Origin of the sequence: Actinoallomurus bryophytorum (assembly GCF_006716425.1) — a bacterium.
Classification (GTDB): Bacteria; Actinomycetota; Actinomycetes; order Streptosporangiales; family Streptosporangiaceae; genus Actinoallomurus; species Actinoallomurus bryophytorum.
The window spans coordinates 791,230-816,802 of sequence record NZ_VFOZ01000001.1 but is presented as its reverse complement, the minus strand read 5'-3'; the positions used below and the strand labels follow the sequence as shown (position 1 = coordinate 816,802).

The following is a 25,573-nucleotide window of genomic DNA, read 5'->3' as shown; positions in this document are numbered from 1 at the left end:
GTCGGTACTCACATGAACAGAAAATGGGTTCTGGGGCTCGCCTCGGCGGCCTCGGTGATGGTGGCGCTCGACGCCACCGTCGTGACGACGGCACTGAGCCGGATCCGGCTGGATCTCGGCACCTCGATCGAACAACTCGAGTGGACGGTGAACGCCTACAGCCTGAGCTTCGCGGTCCTGCTGATGACCGGCGCCGTGCTGGGCGACCGGTACGGGCGGCGGCTGGTCTTCACGACCGGGCTGGCCCTGTTCACCGCGGCCTCGGCGGCCTGCGCGCTCGCACCGGGCGTGGGCTGGTTGATCGCGGCACGGGCGGTACAGGGTGCCGGTGCGGCGCTCGTGATGCCGCTGGCGATGGCGTTGCTCAGCGCCGCCTATCCTCCGCGGGACCGGCCGAAGGCCCTGGGGCTCTTCTCCGGGCTGACCGGGCTCGCGGTGGTCGCCGGCCCGGTGGTGGGCGGCGCCGTCACCCAGGGTCTCGCCTGGCAGTGGATCTTCTGGCTCAACCTGCCGATCGGCCTGGCCGTCATCCCGCTGGTGCTGCGCCGGATCCCGGAGAGCCGTGGTGCCGGAGGCCGGGTGGACGCCGGCGGGCTGGTGCTGGTGACCGGCGCCGCGCTCGGGCTGGTGTGGGGCCTGGTCCGCTCGCACGCCGCCGGGTGGGGCAGCGCCGAGGTGACGGGCACGCTGCTCGCGGGTGCGGTCTGCGGTCTGGCCTTCGTGGCCTGGCAGCGGGTCGCCGCGCGGCCGATGGTGCCACTGGGGCTGTTCCGGCTTCGCGGCTTCGTGGCGGGAAACGCCGCCGGGGTGTTCTTGTACGCCTCGCTCTACGGGTCGCTGTTCTTCGCGGCGCAGTACTTCCAGACGGGGCGCGGCGATTCGCCACTGGCGGCCGGGCTTCACCTGCTGGCCTGGACGGCCTCGGTGACCGTCGTGGCACCGTTGGCCGGGAGGCTGGTGAACCGGGTCGGCGCCCGGCCGCTGGCCGCGCTCGGACTGACCTTGCAGGCTGCCGGGATGGGCTGGCTCGCGCTCGTCGCGACACCGTCGGTGGCGTACTGGGAGATGGTCGCGCCGATGCTCATCGCGGGCGCCGGTGTGAGCATGGCGATGCCCGCCGCCCAGACCGCCGTACTCAACGCGGTCGCGTCCGAGCAGATCGGCAAGGCCTCCGGGGTCTTCAACACCGGTCGGCAACTGGGCGGAGTGTTCGGGGTCGCGGTGCTGGCCCTGGTGTTCACCAGGGCCGGGAGCTACGCGGGACCGGCCGCCTTCACCGACGGGTTCGCCCCGGCGATCGCGGTCAGCGGCGCACTGTCGCTGGCCGGGGCGGTGGGGGCACTGGCCATCCCGGGCCGCCGGACCACCCCGGTCCTCCCGGCCGCCGCGCCGGTGCTCACCCCGGGCCGCTGATCTGCTTTACACCGAGCGGACGGTGCTTGCGCAGGAGGTTTGGATAAGCCTGAATGCCATCGACACCGCACAGCAAGGCCATGCGGGATTGCGAGCGCGATGAATCGCTCTCTCAGAAGAGAGGAAGGGGAGGTTCGTGTTAACGCGCGACATGGTGAAGGGTAAGTAACTACGGTGCTTACAGCCAAATCAATTGCAACCCCAGCGTCTCTGGTATCGACAAGACGTGCGGTACGATCCCGGCGCACAGCTCTGGGCATTGGATCCAGTCTCAGATCCAGTGCGGAAGCGCCGGAGGGCCACTCGGGACGATCTACTACCAAGTCGTCGACGCGGCCAACGGTGCCGTGGCGCGCTCGGGTAACTGCAAAGGCTTGAGCGATGGCCCGATGGTCACCACCTATGGCCTCACTGGATGCCCGGTACGTACCGTCATGGTCCGTATCGGGCATCCGGGCCGGCCGTGGGTGGACGACGGAGAGGGGGCGCTCCTCGGCTGCCGCCCGAGCCGCGCTCGCGAGCCTCGCTGGACGAAGCTGTCCGTAGCCGTGGTGGAACTCCAGCCTCATCGGGCGGCGAGACGCATGCCGAAGCCCGGGCGGCCGTGCAATTACGCTTCTCTGGTCTGCGCTTTATCTGGACATTGAGTAAGGGCGGCCACCGGGATCGAAGTGAGCATCGAAGGCCGTACGGAGAGGGAAAGAGCCGGTCTCCGAGTCGTGGGTGCCTGGCTGCGGCTTCGGAGTTCGAAGTCGGGGTGGAAAATTATCGCGCACCCCCACGTACCAGACACTTAGCATTACGAATTGATCACGCATTGGCGCGCCCCCGTTCGCACCGATCGGTATCTGGATATCTCTTGCGTCGTGGCCCTGAGATCGGGCCACGAGAGTTACGATTTAGGGGGAAATCAGTGCTCAAGAAGCTCACCGCAACAGGAATCCTGGCAGCGGCAACCGCGGGCGTGATGCTGTCCGGCGGTTCCGCTGAGGCGGACCTTCTCTCCGCCCAGCCAGCACACGCGTCGACCGCGTACCCGGTCGACCCCTGCTACAACATCGTGCCCGGCGTCTACACGCCGAGTTGGTGCACCAACTACACGCCGCCGGTCGCGGTCTACCCGCCGACCACGTACTACCCCGGTTACAACTACGGCTGGAACCGGTGGCACCACGGTGGGTGGAACCGCGGGCCGTACCACTTCCACCGGTAAGACGACGCGAAACAGGCCGCGATAGGCGGCCGCCGCGGCCCGCCCGTGTCATCACGGGCGGGCCGCGGCGCTTCAAGGAGTGCCCCATCTGCACCGATTTGCCATTCGGAGCATCCTCCGTTTAGGGTGAATATCGCGGAGGAGTCTCCGGTTGCCGCAGGCACAACGCCAGGTTGCCGTGCGGACAACAGGATCACCGATGAGCGCATGACCACGCCGACCGCCCTGATGATGACGGTGGCGACCGGCCGCGCACCCCCCGCATCCCGCTCTCAGGAGATCTTCAATGGCTTCCACCAAATCGACAACGATCTCGCTCCGTGTCAACGATGAGACGCACTCCCTCACGGTCGACAACCGCACCACCCTGCTCGACGCCCTGCGGGAGCGGCTTGATCTGACCGGCACCAAGAAGGGCTGTGACCAGGGTCAGTGCGGTGCCTGCACCGTTCTGCTCGACGGCCGGCGCGCCAACTCCTGCCTGCAGCTCGCGGTCGCGGTGGAGGGGCGCGAGGTCACCACCATCGAGGGTGTGGCCGACGGTGAGCGGCTCCACCCGGTGCAGCAGGCGTTCCTCGACTTCGACGGCTACCAGTGCGGCTACTGCACGTCCGGCCAGATCTGCTCCGCGGTCGCCGTGATCGAGGAGTTCGCGGCGGACTGGCCGAGCGCCGTCACCGCCGACGTACGGCCCGAGGCCGGGCCGCCGGAGGTCGGCGACGAGGAGATACGAGAACGCATGAGCGGCAACCTGTGCCGCTGCGGGGCGTACGTCTCCATCGTGCGCGCGGTGACGGAGGCGGCGGAGGCCGCGAAGCAGGTGACGGCATGAGGGAGTTCGACTACCGGCGCGCTACCGGCGTGTCCGAGGCGGTCACCCTGCTCGCGACCGGCCAGGAGGCGCGCTTCCTCGGCGGGGGCACCAACCTCGTCGACCTCATGAAGGCCGGTGTGGAGAGCCCGGACCTGCTCGTCGACGTACGCGGGCTGCCGCTCGACCGGATCGAGGTCGCGGGAGACGGCGCCATCAGCATCGGCGCGACCGTGACCAACAGCGACCTCGCCGCCGACCCCGAGGTGAGGCGCCGCTACCCGGCCCTGGCCCAGGCGGTGCTCGCGGGGGCGTCCGGCCAGTTGCGCAACATGGCCACCGTCGGCGGGAACCTCCTGCAGCGCACCCGCTGCGGCTACTTCGGCGACATCACCCAGCCGTGCAACAAGCGCGAGCCCGGCAGCGGTTGCGCGGCACTCGCGGGCGAGCACCACAACCACGCCATCTTCGGCTGGTCCGAGCACTGCGTGGCCACACATCCCTCCGACATGGGAGTGGCGCTCACCGCGTTCGACGCCGTCGTCTCGGTCCACACGCTGGACGGCGACCAGGAACTGCCCCTGTCGGATTTCTACCTGCCCGTCGGCGACACCCCGCACCGCGAGACCGCGCTGCCGCCCGGCGCGCTGATCACCGGGATCACCATCCCGGCCGCCCCGGTGGCGGCCCGGTCCCGTTATCGCAAGGTACGGGAGCGCGCCTCGTACGCGTTCGCCAACGGTTCGATCGCGGCCGCCCTGGACGTCGAGGACGGCACCGTACGTGACGTGCGGCTCGCCTTCGGGGCGGTCGCGTCCCGGCCGTGGCGGGCGCGGGCGGCCGAGCGGGCGCTGATCGGCGGGCCGGCGACCGCCGAGGCGTACGCCGCCGCGGCCGACGCCGAACTGGCCGCGGCCCGGCCCCTGCCCCACAACGGTTACAAGGTGCCGCTGATCCGGAATCTGGTCGTGGACGTGCTGACCGAGCTCACCCAGGAGACCACCCGATGACCTTGCTCGACGTGACCGCGAGTACGACCACCACCGAGACCACGCCCACCCGTACGCACGACGCCGTGGGCACCGCGAACACCCGGGTGGAGGGCATCGCCAAGGTCACCGGACAGGCCCGTTACGCCGGGGACATCCCGTTCGCCGAGCTCGCGCACGGCTGGCTGGTGCTTTCGACGGTGGCCCGTGGCCGAATCCGTTCGATCGATGCCGAGCCCGTGCTCGCGATGCCCGGCGTCCTCGCCGTCCTGCACCACGAGAACGCGCCGCGCCTCAAGCCGGGTGTCGGCCTGATGGGACCCGACGCGAGCACCCTGCTCCTACAGGACGACCGCGTGCCCTATCGGGGCTGGCCCGTGGCGCTGGTGGTCGCGGAGACCGCCGAGCAGGCCAGAGCCGCCGCCGAGGCGCTCGTCGTCACCTATGAAGAGGAACCGCACGACGTGGTGTTCACGGCCGGCCATCCCGGCGCGTACACGCCGGAGTCCAGCCGCTTCGTGCAGCCGGACGTGGAGAGGGGCGACGTCGAAGCGGAGCTTGCCGCGTCCGCGGTGGTGGTCGACGAGGAGTACACCACGCCCGAGCAGTACCACAACGCGATGGAGCCGCACGCCGCGATGGCGCGGTGGGAGGACGGCCGGCTGGAGGTCGTCGACTCGAACCAGGGTTCCCACGCCGTCGCGCAGCTGCTGGCCGCGCTGTTCTCCCTCGACGGGGACTCGGTACGGGTCCGGTCGGAGCACGTAGGCGGTGCCTTCGGGTCCAAGGGCTTCAACGCGCACCTGATCCTCGCGGTGATGGCCGCGACTCAGCTCGACCGGCCGGTCCGGGTCGTGCTCACGCGACGGCAGATGTTCTCCCTCGTCGGCTACCGGCCCGCGACGGCGCAGCGGGTCCGGCTGGGCGCGGACGCGGACGGGCGGCTGCGAGCGCTCGACCACGAGTCGGTCTCGCTCTCCTCGGCCCTCCAGCAGTTCGTGGAGGCGAGCACGCGGCACAGCCGCGCCCTGTACGGTGCCGACGCCTTGCGTGTTCGCACCAAGGTGGTGCCTCTGGATGTGGGCGCCCCGTCCTTCATGCGCGCTCCGGGCTGGGCCCCCGGTTCGTTCGCCGTGGAGTCGGCGATGGACGAGCTCGCGGACAAGAGCGGCGAGGACCCGATCCGGCTGCGCGTCCGCAACGAGCCCGCGGTCGCGCCGGGGTCCGGACTGCCGTTCAGCAGCCGGAACATCATCGCCTGCTATGAGGAGGGAGCCCGCCGGTTCGGGTGGGCGGACCGCGACCCACGGCCGGGTACGCGCCGCGACGGGCGGTGGGCGCTGGGTCTCGGGATGGCCGCGTCGGCCCACTCCGCCGGCGTCGCGCCGGCCACGGCGTCCATCACGGCCGAGGCGGACGGCACCTTCACCGTACGCATCGCGGCGGCCGACATCGGGACCGGAGCGCGTACGGCGCTCATCCTGATCGCGGCCGACGCGCTCGCGGTCCCCAAGGAATCGGTCCGGATGAAGATCGCGGACAGCGACTTCGGACCCGCGTTCCTCGCGGGAGGCTCCATGGGCACCACCTCCTGGGCTTGGGCGATCACCGAGGCGGCGGTCGCGCTGAGCAAGAAGGTCGTGCCCGGTGACCCGATCCCGCCGGAGGGCATCATGGCCAGGGCGGACACGACGGAGCTGGTCGGCGGCCGGGAGCAGCGCGAGAGCCTGGGCTTCGGCGCTCAGTTCGCCGAGGTCGCGGTGGATGTGGCCACCGGCGAGGTGCGGGTACGCCGGATGCTCGGCGTCTTCGCCGTCGGCAGGGTCGTCAACCCGACGACCGCGCGCAGCCAGCTCATCGGCGGGATGACGTGGGGGCTGTCGATGGCGCTGCACGAGGAGGGCGTCAGGGACGTCGCCTCAGGCGGCCTGGCCAACGCCGACCTCGCGGCCTACCACTTCGCGTCCAACGCGGACGTCCCTGTCATCGAGGCCGACTGGGTCGATGACCCGGACACGTACAATCCCTCAGGGATCAAGGGCCTCGGCGAGATCGGCATCGTCGGCGGCGCCGCGGCCATCGCCAATGCGGTCTGGCACGCGACGGGCGTACGCCAGCGGCACCTGCCGATCCGCCTCGACCGGGTGCTGATGGCCGGTGCCGCCTCGGGGGGCGGCGCCTGAGGGAGGTGGGGGCGGTGCCCTGGCCGCGACCGGAGTCCGGTGATCTGCCCGCGGCGCCGGCGTTCGACGTGCCGGAGCTGGGCAGCGACGATCCCGGCGGCTTCGGCTGGAGCGTCCTGCACGACCGTACGCCCGCGCTTATCGCCCAGGTCCGTGACACGCGACCGTACGGGCCCGCCCAACGCCGGGCGCTGGACTCGTTGCTGGAGGAGATCACCTCCAGCACGATGAAGCCGCTCGGCTCGGGCGCGCACGACCGCGATGCCTGGGATCGCTGGGGCGCCGCCTACTTCGGCCGGCCATGGGGTGACGTGCCGTTCCTCTGGTGGGAGTCCTACTTCTACCGGAGGCTGCTGGAGGCGGTCGGGTTCTTCGAGCCCGGCCCCTGGTTCTGGCTCGACCCGTTCGATCACTGGAAGACCGCGGAACTTCACGGCCCGGGAGTGGACGCCGATCTCGCCGCGCTCGCCGCCACCTCGGAGCGGCAGGCACTCCTGTCGGCCTCGCTGTGGGGCAACCAGGCCGACCTGGGTTTTCTCTTCGGCTCAACCGGACTTCCGGACGCGCCCGGGTCCGGCGATCGGCTGGTGGCCGACGAAAGCGCGCTGCTCTGGGACGCGCTGGAGGCGGGCCGCCCGAACCACGTCGGCGTCGTCACCGACAACGCCGGCCGGGAGCTGCTCGCCGATCTGCTGCTGGCCGACCACCTGCTCGAGACCGGGCTCGCCGCGACGTTGACACTGCACCTGAAGCCGCGCCCGTACTACGTGTCCGACGCGACAACGGCCGACCTGGTCGCCTGCCTGCGCCGGCTCGCCGCCGCGGAGGGACGTGCCGCGGACGTTTCGCGCCGGCTGTCTCAGGCGATCGGCGCGGGACGCCTACGCCTGCGCGCCCATGAGTTCTCGTGCGCGCCGTGGTCGTTCCACCGCATGCCGGCGGATCTGGCGGAGGAGTTCCGCACCTTCTCGCTCACCGTGCTGAAGGGCGACCTGAACTACCGGCGTCTCGTCGGCGATCGCGCCTGGCACCCGGCCACGCCTTTCGCCGAGGTCACCGCGTACTTTCCCGGGCCGGTGGCGGCTCTTCGCACGTTGAAGTCCGACGTCGTGACCGGAATCTCCGCGGCGAGGCTCTCCTCGCTCGGCGCTTCCGGGCGCGGCTGGAGGACCGAGGGCACCCACGGCCTGATCCAGGTACGACTCTGACCGGCGGCCTTTGTTGCAATCGTTTGCGGGTCGTGGTCGACCGCTTCGCCGCGATCGTACGCAGGCGTGCGCACGGCCGACGGCTCGTTTCCGCTGTGTTTTCGCCACGGAGAGCAATCGGTTTTCCCTTTGGCGCAATGATTGACATATCGGGCATGCTCAGCGACGATGCAGTCGTTTGCAGCACCTCCCCGCACCGGTAACCGACGGCGATCACGCGCCCTCACGCTGGGCATTCGAGCAGGGCCGATCGCTCCCGCACCCACGACGAGCCAGAGGAGCGACCATGGAGGAAACGGCCAGGCAGCGCATCGGTTATGTGCCGCTGGAGGCGATGGACGAGCGGATGCGGGAGGAGATGCGCCGGTGCGCCCGTGAGGGCACACCCCGGCCGGAGAGCTCGGCGGTCCGGGCGAACGCCCCGAACGCGTTCTGGGCGTTCGCCGACTCATGGAAGGCGATCTTCCACGGCGGCGTCTGCGACCACGCCATCAAGGAACTGTGCCGGGTGTACATCTCGCGCACCGTGAAGTGCGAGTTCTGCGGCAACCAGCGCTCGATCAAGGCGACGACCGCGGGCCTGCGCGAGCAGCAGTACGACGACCTGCTGAACTTCGAGTCCTCGACGAAGTACGACGAACGGCAGAAGGCCGCCCTCGCCTACGCGGAGGCCATCGCCTGGCGCCTGGAGACCGACGACGCCTTCTGGGACCGCCTGCACGGCCACTTCTCGGATGCGGAACTGGTGGAGCTGGGGTGCTTCGTCGCTCTGACCTTCGGCCAGCAGAGCTGGATCCGCCTGCTGGGCATCGACCATCACCAGTACATGGCAGAGACGACGGCCTCGATGGCCCCCGGTTTCGAGTCGGCGGAGGCCGCGGCGAAGACGAGAGCCTCAGCGGACTACTGGGCGAACCAGACCTGACGGACGAGCCTCGTACCCGGCCTCGCCCGGCCGGGTACGAGACGAGGTCGGTACGTGGCGCCGCCGGCCTCTGGGCACGGATCGCGACGTCCGTGTAGCCGTCAGGCATACCGAGCAGCGGCTCATGAAAGTCTTCCCCGCCGGACGATCGTGACGGCGCGCCTGCCGTCGGGCCGGCACCCCTCGGCACCCGGACCGCCTCCCCGGATCGGACATACTGCTCCGTATCAACCTGTGGAGGAGACGTGTCGGAGGTGGGGGAGCCGCGGCTGCTGCGGAGTGGGCGGGCGATGGTGGTGGCGATCGTCGTCTCGCGGGTGACCGGGTTCGTCCGCACGCTGGCGCTCGTGGCCGCGCTCGGGCTGGGAACGCGGCTCCTCGACGCGTACACCGCCGCCAACGTCACCCCGAACACGATCTACGAGCTCGTCCTCGGCGGCGCGCTCGCCAGCGTCCTCGTGCCGCTGCTGATCCGTACGGCCACCAACGGCGACGTCGACGGGGACGTCTTCGCCCAGCGGCTGCTGTCGCTCGTCGTCTACGCTCTCGCCGCGGTGGTGATCGTGACGATCATCGCCGCGCCCCTCATCGTCGACCTCTACGTCCCCGGCTTCAGCCCGCCGCAGCGCCACCTGGCGATCGTCTTCACCCGGTTCTTCATGCCCCAGATCCTCTTCTACGGCGTGAGCGCGACCCTGTCGGCGGTGCTCAACGCCCGTGGCCGTTTCGCGTCGCCGCAGTGGGCGCCCGTGGCCAACAACCTCGTCGTCATCGCCACCGCGCTCGTCTTCCTGCTGCTCGGCGGGACCGGGAAGATGGAGAGTCTCACGCACGCCCAGACGCTGATGCTCTCGGCCGGTACGAGCGCCGGGGTCGCCGCGCAGACGGCCGTACTCGCCCTCGCGAGCCGCCGGGCCGGGTTCCGGCTGCGGCTGCGGGCCGATCCGCGGGGCATCGGGGTGCGCAGGATCGCCGTCCTGGCCGGCTGGACGCTCACCTCCGTGGTCGCCGCGCAGGCGGTCTTCGTCGTGGTCACCCGGATCGCCTCGCAGGCCGGGGCCGGCGCCGTCAGTGTCTACTCCAACGCCTACACCCTGTTCCAGCTGCCGTACGCCGTCATCGCGGTCAGCCTCATCACCGGCGTGCTGCCCCGGATGTCACGGGCGGCGGCCGAGCGTGACCTCGCCAAGGTCATCGCCGACCTGTCCCAGAGCCTGCGGCTGGCCGGCGTCGTGCTCGTGCCGATCGCCGCCGCGCTCATCGTGCTCGGGCCGCGGCTCACCACGCTGCTGTTCGCGTACGGGAACGCCTCGCCCGACGCCGCCCGGCTGACCGGGACGGTGCTCGCGGCCTACGGGTTCGCGCTGGTGCCGTTCGCCGGGTACCAGATCATGCTCCGGGTCTTCTACGCGCTCGGCGACACGCGTGTCCCGGCGCTGCTCGGCATCGGCGTCTCCGCCGTCACCGTCGCGGCCTGCCTGGCCGCCACGCGGATCACGCCCGGCCCGCACCTGGTCATCGCGCTCGCCGCCTCCTCGGCGCTCGCCTACACCGCCGGGATGCTCGTCACGGTCTGGGTGCTCCGCCGCCGGCTCGGCCGGGTCGACGGGCACCGGCTGGTCAGCGCCCATGTCCGGATGCTGGCCGCCGCGGTCCTCGCCGGGCTCGCCGCCGCCGGCACCGTACGGGTCCTCGGCCCGGCACTGGGGACGGGCCGTACCGGCTCCCTCATCATCGTCTGCGCGGCGGTCCTGACCGGGGGATGCCTGTACGCCCTGGCGGCGCGCGGCCTCCGCATCGGAGAGTTCCGTGCCCTGACAGCGGCCCTGCGCGCCGGCGGCTGAGGCGTACCCGGCAGAAAATGTCGGCCCTGCCCACCATGCTGGACCCCGGATGAGAAGGGGGCCGGCATGCCGATCCACATAGCGAGCCGCCGCCGCTCGGCGGCCACGCTCGTCACGGAGTTTCCCGGCGCGCGGATCATCGACGTGACCTCCAAGGCGGACGAGCCCTGGGTACGCCTGAGCCCGTTCTACCCGCACGGCGGCATCCCCGTCCCGCTCACGGCCGGGGTCACCGCCCAGTCCGTCGAGGGCATCTGGCAGGCGCTCAAGGTCTTCGAGTCGGCCGGCACCGACCCCGCCAAGCTCGACGTCACCGGCATGACCGGGCTCAAGCGGACGGTGCGCAGATACGGTCCTGTGCTCGGCCATCGTGACGGCCTGTACGGCGAGGGACTGCTGCCGTACGAGACCGCACGGCGCCGCATCTACCTGCCCGCCTACCGCTGGGTCCTGGAGCACCGGACCGCCGGCCTGGTCGAGGACCTGCGCGGTCTCGCGGGGGAGCAGGACGTCGTGCTGCTCGACTACACCACCAACGGCGACGTCGCGGACCTCGCCACCCCGCTCTCCCACGCGGCGCTGGTCCGCCTCCACATTCTCGGCCGCTGGCCTGAGGAGATGTCCTGAGCATGGACTGGCGGGCATGGCACGACGACCACGACCGCCCGGGCTCGGAGCTCGCGCGGCGGTTACGGGTCGTCGAGGAGCGGATCCGGCTCGTACTGGACGCCCGCCCGCCCGGATCCAGGTGATCAGCCTGTGCGCCGGGCAGGGCCGTGACCTGATCGGCGTCCTCGCCGACCACCCTCGCCGCGACGACGTACGCGCGCGGCTGGTTCGAGGAGCGTGGCTGGTTCGGGGAGCGTGGCTGGTTCCGGGAGCGCGGCTTCGACCGATCATGGCTGTCCGACCCGAGCATGGCTTTCGGCGTCGGGGCCCACCGTTTCGGCGGCGAGTCGTGGCCACTGGCCGGGGGCGCCGCCAGGTTCGCCTTCGTCGGCTACGACGCGCTCGGCCGAGCGTAAGGCCCGGGTATATCTTCGGCGGATGGCGTACGACATCGCCGAGCCGTACGGGCCTCTCATCGAGACCACGCTGCGGCTCGTCTCGTGGAACGTCTGGGCGCGATTCGGGCCCTGGGAGCAGCGGGAGACCGCCATACGGGAGACCCTCGCACGCCATGATCCGGACATCGTCGGGCTGGTCGAGGCGTGGGGCGAGCCGGGACGACGGCTCGGGATGCCGCACCAGGTCTTCGCCGGTGAGGAGGACTCCGGGCTGGCCGTCCTGTCCCGCTGGCCCATCGAACGGCACGAGCAGCGGCCGCTCGCCGGCCCCGAGGACGCCACCGGTGCCGTCCTGTTCGCCCAGATCGCCGGCCCGCGAGGCCCGGTACAGGTCTTCCTGGTGGCGCTGACCTGGCGGCTGGAGCACAGTGCGGTGCGTCAGGCGCAGGTACGCGAGGCGGCCGCGTTCGTCGCGAGCCTCCAGCGCCGCTGGTACCCGACGATCGTGTGCGGCGACTTCAACGCCGACCCCGACAGCGACGAGATCCGCATGCTCACCGGGAAGTCCGCTCCCGCAGTGCCGGAGCTCGTCTGTTACGACGCGTGGGACACCGCCGGCACCGGCGGACCCGGGTACACCTGGGCTCGGGACAACCCCTGGGCCGCCCCGGCGCTGTGGCCCGACCGCCGGATCGACCACGTGTTCTCCGCGTGGCCGCGCCGCGGCGGCGCCGGCCATCCCGTCCACTGCGAGGTGATCGGGACCGAGGCGGTCGGCGGCGTCCTGCCCTCGGACCACTACGGCGTCCTCGCCGATCTGCGGTACTAAGAGTCCGCGCGGGCTCAAAGCCGCGGAAAATGACCCGCGTGAACGGGCGGGAGAGCGCGGGTCGCCTCGTTTGGCGCCGACGTCGTCCATCGGTATGCTGGCGGCGCCGGTATCCCGGCAGGTCGCCTGGCATCCACTGAAGGCGGCCGCTTCTCTTGTAGGTACCGGGTTCGAAGAACCCGGTTCGTACAACGGGAGAACGTCCGCTAAGCTGGGCGTCGCCCACAAGGGAGACCAAGCGGGCACATGAGGTCCCGTCGTCTAGTGGCCTAGGACGCCGCCCTCTCAAGGCGGTAACGCCGGTTCAAATCCGGTCGGGACTACATCGAAAAGGGTTGATCGCTATAAAGGCGGTCAGCCCTTTTGTCATAAACGCACCCGCGTTCACCGAGACGACGGTTCCGGCGTCGCTACCGGCCCCCACGCACCGCCCTCACCGGCCGGGCGCCATGAGGGTGAGGATCTCCTCGCGCGACATCGCCGCACCGCGGTCATAGGCCGACGTGTACGCGGCGTCCCCGAGCAGCTCCCGCGCCCGGCGGGAGGCGCGGGCCACGTCCGGATCACCGGCCACGGACATGCCGCGCAGCGCGGGCCCGGCGCCGAGCAGCAGCGCGGCGCGTTCTCCGTCATCGTCGAACAACGCAACCCCGGCCATGCCCTCGACGGCGCTCGCCGCGGCCCGCAGGTCGCCGGGGCTGACGGTCAGCGCCTCGCGATAGCGGGAGGCGGCCCCGGCGGCGTCGCCCTCGGCCTCGGCCACCCGCCCGAGGCCGATGAGGACGTGCGCCCGTACCTCCATGACGCCGAACGACTCCGTCGTGCAGGCGCTCAGCGCGTTCTCGTAGCACCGCCGGGCCTCGGCCAGATCGCCCCTCGTCCGTGCCAGCTCGCCGAGGCCGCGCCGGACCTGTGCCACCGTCTCGGGCGCGCCCGACGTACGGGCGAACTCAGCGGCTCGCTCGTAGCAGGCGTGCGCCTGCGCGAAGTCGCCGGAGCGCGTCATCCCCTCGGCGCGCAGGCACAGCAGGTCCGCCAGGTCCTCGACCGCGCCGAGCTGCCGGACCAGCTCGAACGCCTCGTCGGCCAGCGCGAGTGAGCGGTCGTCCTCACCGCGGCCGGCGGCGAGCCGTGCCTGCGCCGCGAGCAGTCCGGCGAGGCCCCAGCGGTCGCCGATCGCGCGGAAGCCCACGATGCCCGCCTCGAACTCCGCCTCGGCGCCGGTCACGTCGCCGCCGAATATGCGGATGTAGCCCCACCCGAGATGGCGGAGCGCCAGCGACCACGGATCCCGGCCCATGAGCCGCTCCTGCAGCTCGATGTTCGTGTGGGAGGGGCCGGTCATCAGCGCCCAGAGCACGGTCACCATCGGCCGCAGCGGCGGATGCTCCGGACCCAGGCCCGACAGGATCGACTCGACGGTCCGCTTGTGGTCGCGGGTCCGCGGTCCCTGGGATCCGCCGTGTACGGCGATCATGATGGCGAGCACGTACTCCTCCTCCATCCCCGCGAGCGGCTCGGGTCCGATGAGGTCGAGCAGCTCGAGGGCGATGGGGGCGCCTTCGCTGCGCAGGCCGCGCAGCCACCAGTACGACGACAGCGCGGCGAGCAGCCGGAGCGCCGACGCCTGGTCGCCGCGCACGGCCCACCGCAGCGCGGCCACGAGGTTGCCATGGTCGGCGCCCAGCCTGGCCAGCCAGTCCACCTGCTCGGCGCGCCGGAGGTAGGACTCGGCGGTCTCGGCCAGACCGAGGAAGTACGCGGTGTGCGCCGCGTGCGTGGACTCCTCCTCACCCGCCTCGGCCAGCCGCTCCGCGCAGAACACCCGGATCGTGTCCAGCATGCGGTAGCGGCCGCCGGCGTCCTCGACGAGCGACTTGTCCACGAGGTCGGCGAGGAGCTCGTCGACGTCGGGCAGCCCGCACACGCGCGCCGCGGCCTCCGGAGTCGCGCCACCGGCGAAGACCGTGAGCCGCCGGGCGAGCCTCTGTTCGTCCTCCCCGAGGAGGTCCCAGCTCCACTCGACCACGGCGCGAAGCGTCCGGTGCCGCGGCGCCTTCGTACGGTCACCGCGCGACAGCAGCCGGAACCGGTCGTCCAGGCGCGCCGCGACCTCCTCGACGGTCAGCGACCGTAGCCGCGCGGCCGCCAGCTCGATGGCCAGCGGCAGCCCGTCGAGCGCGGCACAGATCCGCTGGATCGCCGGAAGCTCGGCGGCCGGGTCCAGGCCGGGGCGTACGGCGGTGGCCCGGTCGGCGAACAGGCGTACGGCCGGATACCCGAGGGCCTCCGGGGCGTCGGTGGCGGGCGGGGGCAGCGCGAGTGGCGGCAGCGGGCACAGCGCCTCCCCGGTGATGCCGAGTGCCTCACGGCTCGTCGCGAGCACGCGGAGGAGAGGACAGGCGCCGAGGAGCCGATGCGTGAGCCGGGCGGCCTCCTCGATGACGTGCTCGCAGTTGTCGAGGATGAGCAGGATCCGGCGTTCGGACAGGGCCGCGACCAGCCTTCCGACCGGGTCGGGCAGCTCGGGCGCCGACGCGAACAGCCCGGACTCCCGCAGGCCGAGGGATTCGATCACCGCCTGGGCCACGGGCATCGCGTCGGGCGAGGAGACACCCTCGACCGGGGCCAGGTCGACGAAGCAGACCTCGCACCGCTCCTGGCCCACGGCCTCGATCGCCAGCCGGGTCTTGCCGGCACCACCGGGGCCGAGAAGGGTGACGAGACGACCGGCGGCGAGCAGCTTGCCGATCCGCTGGAGCTCCTCCTCACGTCCCACGAAGCTGGTCAGCTGGGCCGGGAGCCTGGCGGGCCCGGCCGGGGCCGCGTACGGCGTCTCGGCCGGCGCGGCAAGGGCGGGCTCGGCACGCAGCACGGCGAGATGCACCGCGGTGAGCTCGGGAGAGGGGTCGGTGCCGAGTTCTTCGGCGAGGGTCCGCCGTGCGTCCTCGAAGACGGTGAGGGCCTCGGCCTGCCGCCCTCCCGCGTACAGGGCCCGCATGAGCTGGCCGTACGCACGCTCGCGTAGAGGGTTCGCCGCGACGAGATCGCGCAGCTCGGGGACGAGGTCGCGGTGGCCGCCCAGCTTCAGCTCGGCCTCGGCGCGGTCCTCGACGGCCGAGACGCGCAGCTCTTCGAGCCGGGCGATCTGGGCCTCGGCGAACGGTGCCCCGGTCACGTCGGCGAGTGCCGGTCCGCGCCACAGGCCGAGCGCCTCCCGCAGCAGGGCGGACGCGCGTGACGCGTCGCCGGCGTTCAGGGCCTGGCGTCCGTCCCTGGTGAGACGCTCGAACCGGTGGACGTCGACGTCGTCCGGGTCGACGGCGAGCCGGTAGCCGGCGGCGTGGAACTCCACGCTGTCAGCCGCGTCCATGAGCCCGCGGCGCAGCCGGGAGACCTGGGACTGCAGGGCGTTGGCGGCACCGGCGGGCGGGTCGTCGCCGTACAGCCCGTCGATCAGTCGTTCGGTGGCGACCAGCCGCCCGGCGTTCAGCAGCAGGAGGGCGAGGAGCGACCGTACGCGTGGTCCGCCGACCGGTACGGCGCCGCCGTCGGCGGACCGTACCTCCGTCGCGCCAAGAATGCCGAACCACATGGCGCTGATTGTCGCGCATGCCGGAAATCCTGGGCCACTCTATTGATTAAAATCAATGTTGACCGTAGTTGACCGTCCTTGCGACGATCGAGGGCATGAGCACAGCCAAGGACGACTTCGGGCTCGCCGGCATGTTCGCGGCCTCACCGCCTCTCTTCCCCACTTCGCCGCTGTACGGGCGGCTCGTCCAGGTGGTCGCGGGCGATGACCGCCTGCTCGCCATCGCGGAACAGGCCCGAGCCGGCCAGCTACCCCCGAACCTGCTGCTCGCCTCGGTGCACTACCTGCTGCTGCGGGACGGGGGACACGAGCTGGCGGCCTGGTACCGCTCGCTCGGCGGCACGGCGACCGGTGACCCGGGACCGGCGTTCACCGACTTCTGCCTGGGCCGGCGGGCCGAGATCGTCGACCTGATGCGCCACCGCCTCGTGCAGACGAACGTCGTGAAACGCTCCGCCGTACTGCGCGTCGGCATGGCGGCGGTGGCGTCGATGACAAGCGAGCCGGTGATGCTGATCGAGGTCGGCTGCAGCGCGGGCCTGCAGCTGCGGTTCGACGAGTACCGGTACGAGCTGGCGGGGCGTACGTGGGGGAACCCGTCCTCACCCGTGGTCGTGTCGGCCGAGTGGCGGGAGGGGCCCGCGCCGACCGGCCTGGATCGGATTCCGGTGATCGCGGACCGGGTGGGCGTGGACCTCAACCCGATCGACGCCACCGACCCCGACGAACGGCTGTGGCTTCGCGGGTTGATCTGGCCGGAGAACACCGCGCAGGCGGCGCTCCAGGACGCGGCCCTGCGGGTCGTGGCGGCCGATCCGCCGCGTACCGTCGCCGGAGACATGGCCGCCGTGCTTCCGGAGGTGGTGGCCGGGGTGCCGCGCGGCATGCCGGTGGTGGTCTTTCACTCGGCGACGCGGCTGCACGTGCCGTACGAGCGCCGGGAGGGGTTCGACGCGGCGATCGCGGAGATCGCCCGGGACCACGAGCTGTTCCATCTGTCCTACGAGGGCGACACCGACAAGCTGGGGTTCACCCTCGAGCTGCGTCACAGCGACCGTGGGGCCCGCGCGCTGGCGTTCGGGGACGGGCACGCCGAGTGGCTTTCGGCGCCCGCCGGGGACTCAGATGATGGAGAAGGACGCCCAGACGGCCTTTCCGCCCTGCAGTAGCGGGGTCCAGCCCCAGGCGCGGCTCATCGCCTCGATGATGTGCAGGCCGCGGCCGGTCTCGGTGATCCAGTCGGGCTCTCTCATCGTCGGAGCCGCGTCGGCCGGATCGGTGACCATGCACACGAGCTGGCGTTCGTAGCGTACGAGGACCAGCCGCAGCGGATAGCCGACGCCCGGGCGGAGTCCATAACGGATGGCATTCGTCACGAGTTCGGAGACGACCACCGCGGCGTCGTCATAGAACTCACCCAGACTCCACCGGACAAGTGTGGCTTTAGTCACATTTCGGGCAATTCCTGGCGATTCAACCTCGGGGGGAAGGTTCCTGGATGCGACCAAGGGCCGATCCCCGTTCGACCGGGGGTTATCGGCGAAAGGGCGGAGCCAGTCATCCCACCCCTGGTCATTGAGGGGGATACCGGTGGTCTCGCTCGGCGGCGGGAAGTTCATTGCGAACCCTGGGGGAGTCGTCATCGTCGCAAGGCGCGTGGTGCGTCGTTCCGCTATCTTGCTCCTCAAGTCGTGCATATGCAAGCACACTTGCACGCACGAATGCACGTGCAAGTGCACGAGCGTGGCGCTGTCCCGGGGGGAGCGGCTCGACCGGTTACCGGCCGGGCAGTCCTCGAACGACGGCTTGGAGGGCGAGATGTATCAGGCCTACAACGGAATATCGGCCACCTACCTGCAGGAGGCCAGTTGGCTCAAGAGCCGTGTCAGCAACCCGAGTGGCAACTGCGTGGAGTTGGCGGAGCTGCCGTGCGGTGAGATCGCGATACGTAACTCGCGGTTCCCGGACGGTCCCGCCCTGCTCTACACACGAGCCGAGATCGACGCCTTCATCAAGGGCGCCAAGGACGGCGACTTCGATCACATGCTTGCTTGAGGCAAGCGCTTTGCATCTGAGGGCTCCAGTGGGACACTGGGCCGATTCCAGTGTCCTTAGGGGAGCACATGATCGGGTCCCAGCCTGGCGGGGAGGCGGCCACCACCGACATCTTCGGTGACCACCGTGGTGGCCCGACGGTGTTGCGCATCGTGCTGGGCTCTCAGCTGCGCCGGTTGCGGGAGCGGAGCCAGATCACGTGCGAGGAGGCCGGCGCCGCCATTCGTGCTTCCCACTCCAAGATCAGCCGCATGGAGCTGGGCCGCGTACGGTGCCGCCGGCGCGACGTCGCCGACCTGCTGACCCTCTACGGCGTCACCGACGACGACGAGCAGAAGGGCATGCTGACGCTCGCCGACCGGGCGAACGAACCCGGCTGGTGGCACAGCTACTCCGACATCCTGCCCAACTGGTTCGAGATCTACATCGGCCTCGAGGAGGCCGCCTCCCGCATCCGGACGTATGAGGTCCAGTTCGTACCCGGGCTCCTGCAGACGGAGGACTACGCCCGCGCCGTCACCCTGCTCGGCCACCCGTCCGCCCCCGGACACGAGGTGGAGCGGCGTGTGGGGCTGCGTATGCGCCGGCAGTCGCTGCTGGAGGCAGGCGACCCGCCGCACCTGTGGGCGGTGGTGGACGAGGCCGTGCTGCGGCGTCCACTGGGCGGCAAGCGGGTCATGCGCAGGCAGCTGGAGCACCTGCTCGAGGTGACCGAGCTGCCGAACGTCACGCTGCAGGTCGTGCCGTTCGCGCGGGGCGGCCACGCGGCGGCCGGGGGACCGTTCAGCATCCTGAGGTTCGCCGACCGCGACCTGCCCGACGTGGTCTACCTCGAGCAGCTGACCAGCGCGCTGTACCTCGACAAGCGCGAGGACGTCGACCACTACCACATGGTGATGGAGCGGCTCTGTATCGATGCCGAGCCGGCCTCGGAGATCCAGGACACGCTTACCCGCATCCTCGGCGATTCCTAGAGCCTGTCTCGAAGTCCCGCGGCCGTGGTCCGTGCACCTAGGCCTTGCGGGCCACTCCGCCGACCACCCATACCTTTTCGGCGCTCCGCGCGCTCAATGGGTTGTCCGGGTGCCACTGGCGTACGTAGACCAGGCCGGGCTCGATGAGGTCCCAGCCGTCGAAGAAGCGCCGTACGTCCTCGATATTGCGCGCCGCCTTGGCGTCGGGCCGTTCGAAGATCCCCCGGTAGATGTCCTCGATGGGGTCGACGGCGTCCGGCCTGGTGTCGAAGACCACGTGGGAGATCGCGAGGTAGCTGCCGGGCGGCATCGCGTCCCGCATCCACGCGACGCACTTGAACGGGTCCTCGGAGTGCGGGATGAAGTGCAGCGCGCCGAAGATGAGCACCGCCACCGGCTCGTCGAGGTCGACGATGCGGCGGACCTGGGGGTGGGTGACGAGGTCTTCGGGGTGGAGGATGTCGCCTTCGACGACGACGGTGCGCTCGTTGTTGGCGAGGATCGCCCGGCCGTGGGAGATGACGACCGGGTCCTTGTCGACGTAGACCACACGGGCGTCGGGAGCGACCTTCTGCGCCACCTCGTGGGTGTTGCGGCGGCTCGGTAGCCCGGATCCGATGTCGATGAACTGCCGGATTCCATGTTCGGCCAGGTAGCGTACGGCCCGGCCGAGGAAGCGGCGGTTCTCCGTAGCGATGTCCTGGATCTCCGGGGCGATCGCGAGCAGCTGCTCGGCCGCCTCCCGGTCGACGGCGAAATTGTCCTTGCCGCCCAGGAAGTAGTCGTTCATGCGGGCGATGTTGGGTCTGGTCGTGTTGAAATCCCCGAGGGCCCGCCGCGCCGCGCCGGTCACGTCCCCACCCTTTCTGTTGTTTTGATCTGATCTTAGACCCTGGCCAGGTGCCAGCGCTCTGTTGGTTCCCCGCTGATGTGTGATGAACCAATTGAGTTTTAGCCATATATGCATACATGTGATCTGGGAAATAGTCGGATACGACCATTACCGTCGCGGTCGGGCCGGCGCCTCGGGGGGCGGTGCCAGGGGGTGACGCATCATGCCTGGTCGGCTCATGCCTGGGTCGGCTCGGCTCCCGTCCCGTGGGCTCGCGGCGGCGGGCGCGCGCAGAGAGTGGACGGGGGCGGTGCCGGTCCGAGCGCACGGCCCACGTCCCAGCCTGGGCATCCTGGACCGTCAAGTCCCCATGAGCCGGTGAACAGCCCCGTACTGGGCGTGGACATGCGGCCGGTGCCGGTCCGTACGGTCCAGGAGGGTCATGGCCGGTCCCATGCCGGGTCGGCTCCTGGTCGGCGCGGGTCCGCCGATCTGCGGTCCGCGCGGGTTACGGGTCCGTCGGCGTACGGACCGCGCGGGTTACGGCCGGTTCTGTCAGTTGTCCGGCGCGGCGGCGGGCGTCCTTGGCGGCGCGTGCGGCGCGGTCGTGCTCCCGGCCCGCGACCTCGGCCTTGCGGTTCAGGTCCGCCCGCCGCGCCTCGGCCTCCCGTAGGCGGTCGCGTAGGTGGTCGAGGTCCTCGTCGGCCGTGGCGAGCTGCTGTCGCGCCTCATCGAGCGCGGTCTTCCACTCGGCGAGGGAACGCTCGGCCTCCTCGGCCTTGCGTTCGGCGGCCTTCGCCTCCTTCTCGCGCGCCTTCTCTCGCTCCTTCCGTTCCCGCTCCTCGCGCTCCTTCTTGCCGGTCCCCTTCTCCTTCTCTTTACGGCGTACCGGAGTGGCGGCCCGTGCCGGTGCCGGCGCGCCCCCGAACGGCCCGAACCCGGCGTGCCGCAACGGGTGGTCGAGCCGCCCCGCGCGTACGGCGTCGGCGGCCGAGGGGTCGGCGATGGCGGCTCGCAACGTCTCCTCGACCTCGTCGGCGAACGCGTCGCTCAGCGGCCGGCCCGCCTCGTCGGCCAGCTCGCGCGCGCGGCGTACGAGGTCCTCGACGAGGGACGCGCGCTCGCGATCGAGGGGGGCGAGGTCGCCGCCGTCGGACCATGCCGCGCGCATGCGCTCGCCCAGGTCCAGGAGCGGGCCGACGGCGTCGTCGCGTACGAGCCGGTTCACCGCCCACGCGGGCACGGTCGGCCGGCGTAGCGCGGTGAGCCGCCGGGCCTGCTCGCGGGGGAGCTCGCCGGCCAGGCGTTTCCGCGTGGCCGTGAACTCCGCGGGCAGGACGCCGTACAGCTCGTCGGCGGCGGCGGAGAATTCCACACCGTCATGATTACCCGCGAGCGACGTGGCGTGAAGCGCCGTTTCCGTCGCGTGCCGATGCCGGTCAGCCGGAGCCGCCGAACCGCTGGGCCGAGGCGTTCTCCTGTGCCATCCGCCGCAGCGCGAGCAGCACCTTCTCGTACAGCACGTTGGTCGCCACGGCCGTCTGCACGGCCCTGCCGCGTTCGCCTTCGAGGGGGACCGCCCCGATCTCGTGCTCGGCGATGATCGTCGCGGCCTCGATGTAGGGGCGCAGCTCGGTCCAGACGATGGGCAGGCCGAGCCGGCGCAGCGCGAGGAACGCCTGCGCGAGCAGGTCACGGGTCGGCGCGTCCGGCGTCACCCGCCAGCCGAGCTCCGCGACGATCGCATCCACGTCCTGGCGCGCGGCCCGCCACTCCGGTTCGCCCGGCTGCGGGTCTGCCGAGGGACTCAGCGCGTACGCGGCGGTGCCGAGCAGGTCGTGCAGGCCGATGTCCTCGTCGTCGACGGCACTGACGATGCGCTTGACCGAGGCGATCGGGAGCTCGCCGACCTCGCGCAGGGCACGGATCAGCCGCAGCCGCTCCAGGTGGGTGTCGTCGTACTCCGCCCTGGTCGCGGCGGTCGCGGCACCCTTCGGCAGCAGCCCTTCGCGGATGTAGTACTTGATCGTCTGCACGGGCAGACCGCTGCGATCGCTGAGCTCGGAGACCTTCATTCACATTCCCCCTTGACTTGGATACTACCGCTATCCAATAGTTGGAGAGTGGCACTATCTAATAGGGGGCGAGTCATGGAGTACACCCTTCTCGGCGAGGACGGCGAACAGCGGCTGAACCTGGACGCCGAGCTGCGCGCGCCGTTGACCGAGCCGGTGCTCGGCTGGGTACGCAAGCCGTACGGCTGGTGCCGCGGCGATGCATGCATCCCGGCGGCGCGCGTCCGCGACGCCGAGACCGAGTGGGCCATCGACGTCATCGCCTTCGCCGAGCTGACCGGCAGGCTCGCCGCCGTCGACCGCGAGGAGCGTGTGATCGCCTTCGCCGACGCCGAGCCGTCTCTCACCACGGGCCGGGCGCCGGACTTCACGCTCGGCGGCCGGTCCCTGAGCGACTTCCGCGGACGCAAGGTGGCCCTGGTGTTCTGGGCGTCATGGTGCGGCTGCCGGTACGACCTGCCGGCCTGGGAGGAACGCCACCAGGCGCTGGAGCCCCACGGCCTCACCGTGGTGAGCATCGCCTGTGACCGTGACCCGGAGCAGGCGAAGCCCTGGCAGAGCGACCTCACCCACCCCGCCTTGGCCGACGCCGACGGGATCGTGGCCGAGCGCTACAACGTGGTCAACGTGCCGACCGTCGTCTGGATCGACGAGGAGGGCCGGATCGCACGGCCGCAGGACACACAGACGGCGACGGACCTGTTCCGTTCGATGAACGGCATCGACTCCGAGGCGTCGCTCGCGGCACTGCGCCGCTGGGTCGTCGACGGGGACCGCGGTCTCACCGACGCACAGATCGGTGCGAACCTCCGCGTCCCCACCCGAGACGAACAGCACGCACGCGCGCACGCCCGGCTCGCGGTCTGGCTCGCCCGCCGGGACCGCACGGAGGCGGCCGCCCGCCACGTCGAACAAGCCGCCGAACTGGCACCGCACGACGTCACCATCCGCCGCGGCCTGATGCCCTTGACGGGCCTCGACCCGTTCGGCGACGCGTACTTCGCGCTACGGGAGGAGCTGGAGGCCCGGAAGATCCCCATCTACCGCCCGTTGAACGCCTGACGCGAACGCGCCTGGGTCGGGTCGCGTGGTGAGGTCTGGGGACAGGTTGGTGTTCGGGCGGGTTGGTGTTCGGGCGGGTTGGTGTTCGGGCGGGTTGGTGTTCGGGCGGGTTGGTGTTCGCCCGGGTTCGCGTTCGTCCAGGTCCCCGCCCGTCCAGGTCCCCGCCCGTCCAGGTCCCCGCCCGTCCAGGTCCCCGCCCGTCCAGGTCCCCGCCCGTCCAGGTCCCCGCCCGTCCAGGTCCCCGCCCGCCCAGGGGGCCGACCCCACTTTTATTGTCCAGCGCGGGCCGGCCACGTGGAAGACGTGTGCGTGCCCTGTGGATAAAGCGAGGGTCCGGTGTGGTGTGGCCTGTACCCGCAGGTCAGGGGCTCAGGGGCGGCGCATGGATTCGGAGATCTTCTCGGCGGCGGCCAGGATCGGTGGGGCGTGCATGCGGCCCGGGGAGCGGCTCAGGCGTTCGATGGGGCCGGAGACCGAGATCGCGGCGATCACCCGCGCGCCCGTGCCGCGGATCGGGGCCGACACCGACGCGACGCCCTGCTCGCGTTCGGCGACGCTCTGGGCCCAGCCGCGGCGGCGTACGGAGGCGAGGGTGGTCGCGGTGAACTTCGCGCCGCGCAGCCCGCGGTGCAGGCGGTCCGGTTCCTCCCACGCCAGCAGGATCTGGGCCGCCGACCCGGCCGTCATCGGCAGCGCGCTGCCCACCGGGACGGTGTCGCGCAAGCCGCTCGCGCGTTCGGCCGCGGCCACGCAGACACGTGAGTCGCCCTGGCGGCGGTACAGCTGGGCGCTCTCGCCGGTCAGGTCGCGCAGCTGGGTCAGGATCGGCTGGGCGACGGCCAGCAGCCGGTCCTCACCGGCCGCTGCGGCCAGCTCGGACAGCCGCGGGCCGAGGATGAACCGGCCCTGAGTGTCGCGGTGGACCAGGCGGTGGTGCTCCAGCGCGACGGCGAGCCGGTGGGCGGTCGGCCTGGCCAGGCCGGTCGTCTGCACGAGCTGGGCCAGGGACGCGGGCCCGGCCTCCAGGGCGTTTAGGACGAGGACCGCTTTGTCAAGTACGCCGACTCCGCTAGAGTTGTCCATACCTCGATACTGGCGTCTCGTAATCTGAGATGCAAGTCGTGAGGGACGAAGCCTGGGACCAAGAAGAGGTGAAGTGATGGGCCGGACACTGGCGGACAAGGTTTACGACGCGCACGTCGTGCGGAGTGCCGAGGGCGAGCCGGACGTGCTCTATATCGATCTTCATCTCATTCACGAGGTGACCAGCCCGCAGGCGTTCGACGGCCTGCGCATGGCGGACCGTGCGGTCCGGCGCCCCGACCTCACGATCGCCACAGAAGACCACAACGTACCCACGACCGACATCCTGGCGCCGATCGCCGACCCTGTGTCGCGTACCCAGGTCGAGACCCTGCGCAAGAACTGCGCGGAGTTCGGCGTACGCCTGTACCCGATGGGAGACGCGGGTCAGGGCATCGTGCACGTCATCGGCCCGCAGCTCGGCCTGACCCAGCCGGGCATGACCGTGGTCTGCGGCGACTCGCACACCTCGACCCACGGCGCGTTCGGCGCCCTGGCCTTCGGCATCGGCACGAGCGAGGTCGAACACGTCCTCGCCACCCAGACGCTGCCGCAGAAACGGCCCAAGATGATGGCGGTCACCGTCGACGGCGACCTGCCGTACGGCGTCACGGCCAAGGACCTGATCCTGGCGATCATCACCAAGATCGGCACCGGCGGCGGCCAGGGCCACATCATCGAGTATCGCGGCGAGGCGATCCGGTCGCTGTCGATGGAGGGCCGCATGACGGTCTGCAACATGTCCATCGAGGCCGGCGCGCGTGCCGGCATGATCGCGCCGGACGAGACGACCTTCGCCTACCTGGAGGGCCGCCCGAACGCGCCCACCGGGGACGACTGGGAGGCGGCCAAGGAGTACTGGCGGTCGCTGCGCACCGACGACGACGCGGCCTTCGACCGCGAGGTCGTCATCGACGCCTCCGAGCTGACCCCGTTCGTCACGTGGGGCACCAACCCGGGCCAGGGCGCGCCGCTCGCCGCGACCGTGCCCGACCCGGCCGACTACGACGACCCGACCCGGCGCAGCGCCGCCGAGCGTGCCCTGGAGTACATGGGGCTCACCGCCGGTACGCCGCTGCGCGACGTGTCCGTGGACACCGTGTTCGTCGGGTCCTGCACCAACGGCCGCATCGAGGACCTGCGGGCCGCCGCGGACATCATCAAGGGCCGCAAGGTCGCCGACGGCGTCCGCATGCTGGTCGTGCCCGGCTCGATGAAGGTCAAGGCGCAGGCCGAGGAGGAGGGCCTGAACGCCGTCTTCACCGCCGCCGGCGCCGAGTGGCGCGAGGCCGGGTGCTCGATGTGCCTGGGCATGAACCCCGACCAGCTCAAGCCGGGGGAGCGCAGCGCCTCGACCTCCAACCGCAACTTCGAGGGCCGGCAGGGCAAGGGCGGCCGTACCCACCTGGTCTCACCCGCCGTCGCCGCCGCCACCGCCGTCACCGGCCGCCTGGCCGCTCCGGCCGACCTGTAAC

Annotated in this window: 22 protein-coding genes and 1 tRNA gene; 17 read left to right on the top strand and 6 right to left on the bottom strand. The window is 71.0% G+C overall.

The annotated features are described in order from the left end of the window. The first annotated feature begins 12 nt into the window (after window positions 1-12). The 12 genes from FB559_RS03905 to FB559_RS03850 all read left to right on the top strand — a co-directional run bounded on the left by FB559_RS03905 (window position 13) and on the right by FB559_RS03850 (window position 12,745). Window positions 13-1,413 carry a DHA2 family efflux MFS transporter permease subunit gene (locus FB559_RS03905; protein ID WP_141953333.1) on the top strand — a complete coding sequence of 467 codons (1,401 nt, stop codon included), beginning with the start codon at window positions 13-15 and terminating at the stop codon, window positions 1,411-1,413. Window positions 1,414-2,326: 913 nt separating this feature from the next. Then, window positions 2,327-2,626 carry a hypothetical protein gene (locus FB559_RS03900; protein WP_141953331.1) on the top strand — a complete coding sequence of 100 codons (300 nt, stop codon included), beginning with the start codon at window positions 2,327-2,329 and terminating at the stop codon, window positions 2,624-2,626. 286 nt (window positions 2,627-2,912) lie between these two features. After that, entirely contained in the window at window positions 2,913-3,458 is a 546-nt protein-coding gene (locus FB559_RS03895) for a (2Fe-2S)-binding protein (protein ID WP_141953328.1), read from the top strand. Continuing rightward, window positions 3,455-4,447, top strand: a complete 993-nt coding sequence (locus tag FB559_RS03890) for an FAD binding domain-containing protein (protein WP_141953326.1) — start codon at window positions 3,455-3,457, stop codon at window positions 4,445-4,447. Before FB559_RS03895 ends, FB559_RS03890 begins: the two co-directional genes overlap by 4 nt. Further along, the gene (locus FB559_RS03885; protein WP_141953324.1) at window positions 4,444-6,609 is read left to right on the top strand and encodes a xanthine dehydrogenase family protein molybdopterin-binding subunit; all 2,166 of its coding nucleotides are present in this window, start codon (window positions 4,444-4,446) and stop codon (window positions 6,607-6,609) included. Before FB559_RS03890 ends, FB559_RS03885 begins: the two co-directional genes overlap by 4 nt. Window positions 6,610-6,623: 14 nt before the next feature. Next, complete coding sequence (locus tag FB559_RS03880; RefSeq protein ID WP_246121340.1) at window positions 6,624-7,817, top strand: damage-control phosphatase ARMT1 family protein; 1,194 nt, start codon at window positions 6,624-6,626, stop codon at window positions 7,815-7,817. A 286-nt stretch (window positions 7,818-8,103) separates the two neighbouring features. Continuing rightward, a complete protein-coding gene (locus FB559_RS03875) occupies window positions 8,104-8,742 on the top strand; it encodes a carboxymuconolactone decarboxylase family protein (protein ID WP_141953321.1) in 639 nt (212 codons plus the stop codon). 245 nt (window positions 8,743-8,987) lie between these two features. After that, window positions 8,988-10,586: a murein biosynthesis integral membrane protein MurJ gene (gene murJ / locus FB559_RS03870; protein ID WP_246121339.1), complete on the top strand. Its 1,599-nt coding sequence runs from the start codon at window positions 8,988-8,990 to the stop codon at window positions 10,584-10,586. Between the two features lie 66 nt (window positions 10,587-10,652). Further along, window positions 10,653-11,213 (top strand): DUF6939 family protein, encoded by a 561-nt coding sequence (locus tag FB559_RS03865; protein WP_141953319.1) that lies wholly within the window; start codon window positions 10,653-10,655, stop codon window positions 11,211-11,213. Window positions 11,214-11,215: 2 nt separating this feature from the next. Continuing rightward, a complete protein-coding gene (locus FB559_RS46070; RefSeq protein ID WP_281286220.1) occupies window positions 11,216-11,338 on the top strand; it encodes a hypothetical protein in 123 nt (40 codons plus the stop codon). Between the two features lie 295 nt (window positions 11,339-11,633). After that, window positions 11,634-12,422, top strand: coding sequence for an endonuclease/exonuclease/phosphatase family protein (locus FB559_RS03855; protein WP_141953317.1), 789 nt, complete (start codon window positions 11,634-11,636; stop codon window positions 12,420-12,422). 250 nt (window positions 12,423-12,672) lie between these two features. Further along, window positions 12,673-12,745 (top strand) — tRNA-Glu (locus FB559_RS03850). A gap of 110 nt (window positions 12,746-12,855) precedes the next feature. On the opposite strand, the gene FB559_RS03845 is transcribed toward FB559_RS03850, so the two are convergent. Further along, window positions 12,856-16,017 carry an AfsR/SARP family transcriptional regulator gene (locus FB559_RS03845; protein WP_141953314.1) on the bottom strand — a complete coding sequence of 1,054 codons (3,162 nt, stop codon included), beginning with the start codon at window positions 16,015-16,017 and terminating at the stop codon, window positions 12,856-12,858. A 95-nt stretch (window positions 16,018-16,112) separates the two neighbouring features. On the opposite strand from FB559_RS03845, the gene FB559_RS03840 reads away from it, so the two are divergent. Then, a complete protein-coding gene (locus FB559_RS03840) occupies window positions 16,113-17,186 on the top strand; it encodes a DUF2332 domain-containing protein (RefSeq protein ID WP_141953312.1) in 1,074 nt (357 codons plus the stop codon). On the opposite strand, the gene FB559_RS03835 is transcribed toward FB559_RS03840, so the two are convergent. Further along, the gene (locus tag FB559_RS03835) at window positions 17,139-17,468 is read right to left on the bottom strand and encodes an ATP-binding protein (RefSeq protein ID WP_246121338.1); all 330 of its coding nucleotides are present in this window, start codon (window positions 17,466-17,468) and stop codon (window positions 17,139-17,141) included. The genes FB559_RS03840 and FB559_RS03835 overlap by 48 nt on opposite strands. Window positions 17,469-17,835: 367 nt before the next feature. Between FB559_RS03835 and FB559_RS03830 the strand changes: the two genes are divergently transcribed. Both FB559_RS03830 and FB559_RS03825 read left to right on the top strand, forming a co-directional pair. Beyond that, complete coding sequence (locus FB559_RS03830) at window positions 17,836-18,072, top strand: DUF397 domain-containing protein (RefSeq protein ID WP_141961490.1); 237 nt, start codon at window positions 17,836-17,838, stop codon at window positions 18,070-18,072. Between the two features lie 68 nt (window positions 18,073-18,140). Then, window positions 18,141-19,046: a helix-turn-helix domain-containing protein gene (locus FB559_RS03825; protein ID WP_141953308.1), complete on the top strand. Its 906-nt coding sequence runs from the start codon at window positions 18,141-18,143 to the stop codon at window positions 19,044-19,046. 37 nt (window positions 19,047-19,083) lie between these two features. Here the strand turns inward: FB559_RS03825 and FB559_RS03820 are convergent, their stop codons facing one another. The 3 genes from FB559_RS03820 to FB559_RS03810 form a co-directional block, all read right to left on the bottom strand. Then, a complete protein-coding gene (locus tag FB559_RS03820) occupies window positions 19,084-19,899 on the bottom strand; it encodes an SAM-dependent methyltransferase (RefSeq protein ID WP_246121337.1) in 816 nt (271 codons plus the stop codon). A 487-nt stretch (window positions 19,900-20,386) separates the two neighbouring features. Continuing rightward, window positions 20,387-21,253, bottom strand: a complete 867-nt coding sequence (locus tag FB559_RS03815) for a hypothetical protein (RefSeq protein WP_141953304.1) — start codon at window positions 21,251-21,253, stop codon at window positions 20,387-20,389. 64 nt (window positions 21,254-21,317) lie between these two features. Next, complete coding sequence (locus FB559_RS03810; RefSeq protein WP_141953302.1) at window positions 21,318-21,953, bottom strand: MerR family transcriptional regulator; 636 nt, start codon at window positions 21,951-21,953, stop codon at window positions 21,318-21,320. A gap of 75 nt (window positions 21,954-22,028) precedes the next feature. On the opposite strand from FB559_RS03810, the gene FB559_RS03805 reads away from it, so the two are divergent. Beyond that, window positions 22,029-23,015, top strand: coding sequence for a TlpA disulfide reductase family protein (locus tag FB559_RS03805; RefSeq protein WP_141953300.1), 987 nt, complete (start codon window positions 22,029-22,031; stop codon window positions 23,013-23,015). A 369-nt stretch (window positions 23,016-23,384) separates the two neighbouring features. Here the strand turns inward: FB559_RS03805 and FB559_RS03800 are convergent, their stop codons facing one another. Continuing rightward, window positions 23,385-24,098, bottom strand: coding sequence for an IclR family transcriptional regulator (locus FB559_RS03800; protein ID WP_141953298.1), 714 nt, complete (start codon window positions 24,096-24,098; stop codon window positions 23,385-23,387). Window positions 24,099-24,174: 76 nt separating this feature from the next. Between FB559_RS03800 and leuC the strand changes: the two genes are divergently transcribed. Beyond that, the gene (gene leuC, locus FB559_RS03795; protein WP_141953296.1) at window positions 24,175-25,572 is read left to right on the top strand and encodes a 3-isopropylmalate dehydratase large subunit; all 1,398 of its coding nucleotides are present in this window, start codon (window positions 24,175-24,177) and stop codon (window positions 25,570-25,572) included. The last annotated feature ends 1 nt before the right edge of the window (window position 25,573 follow it).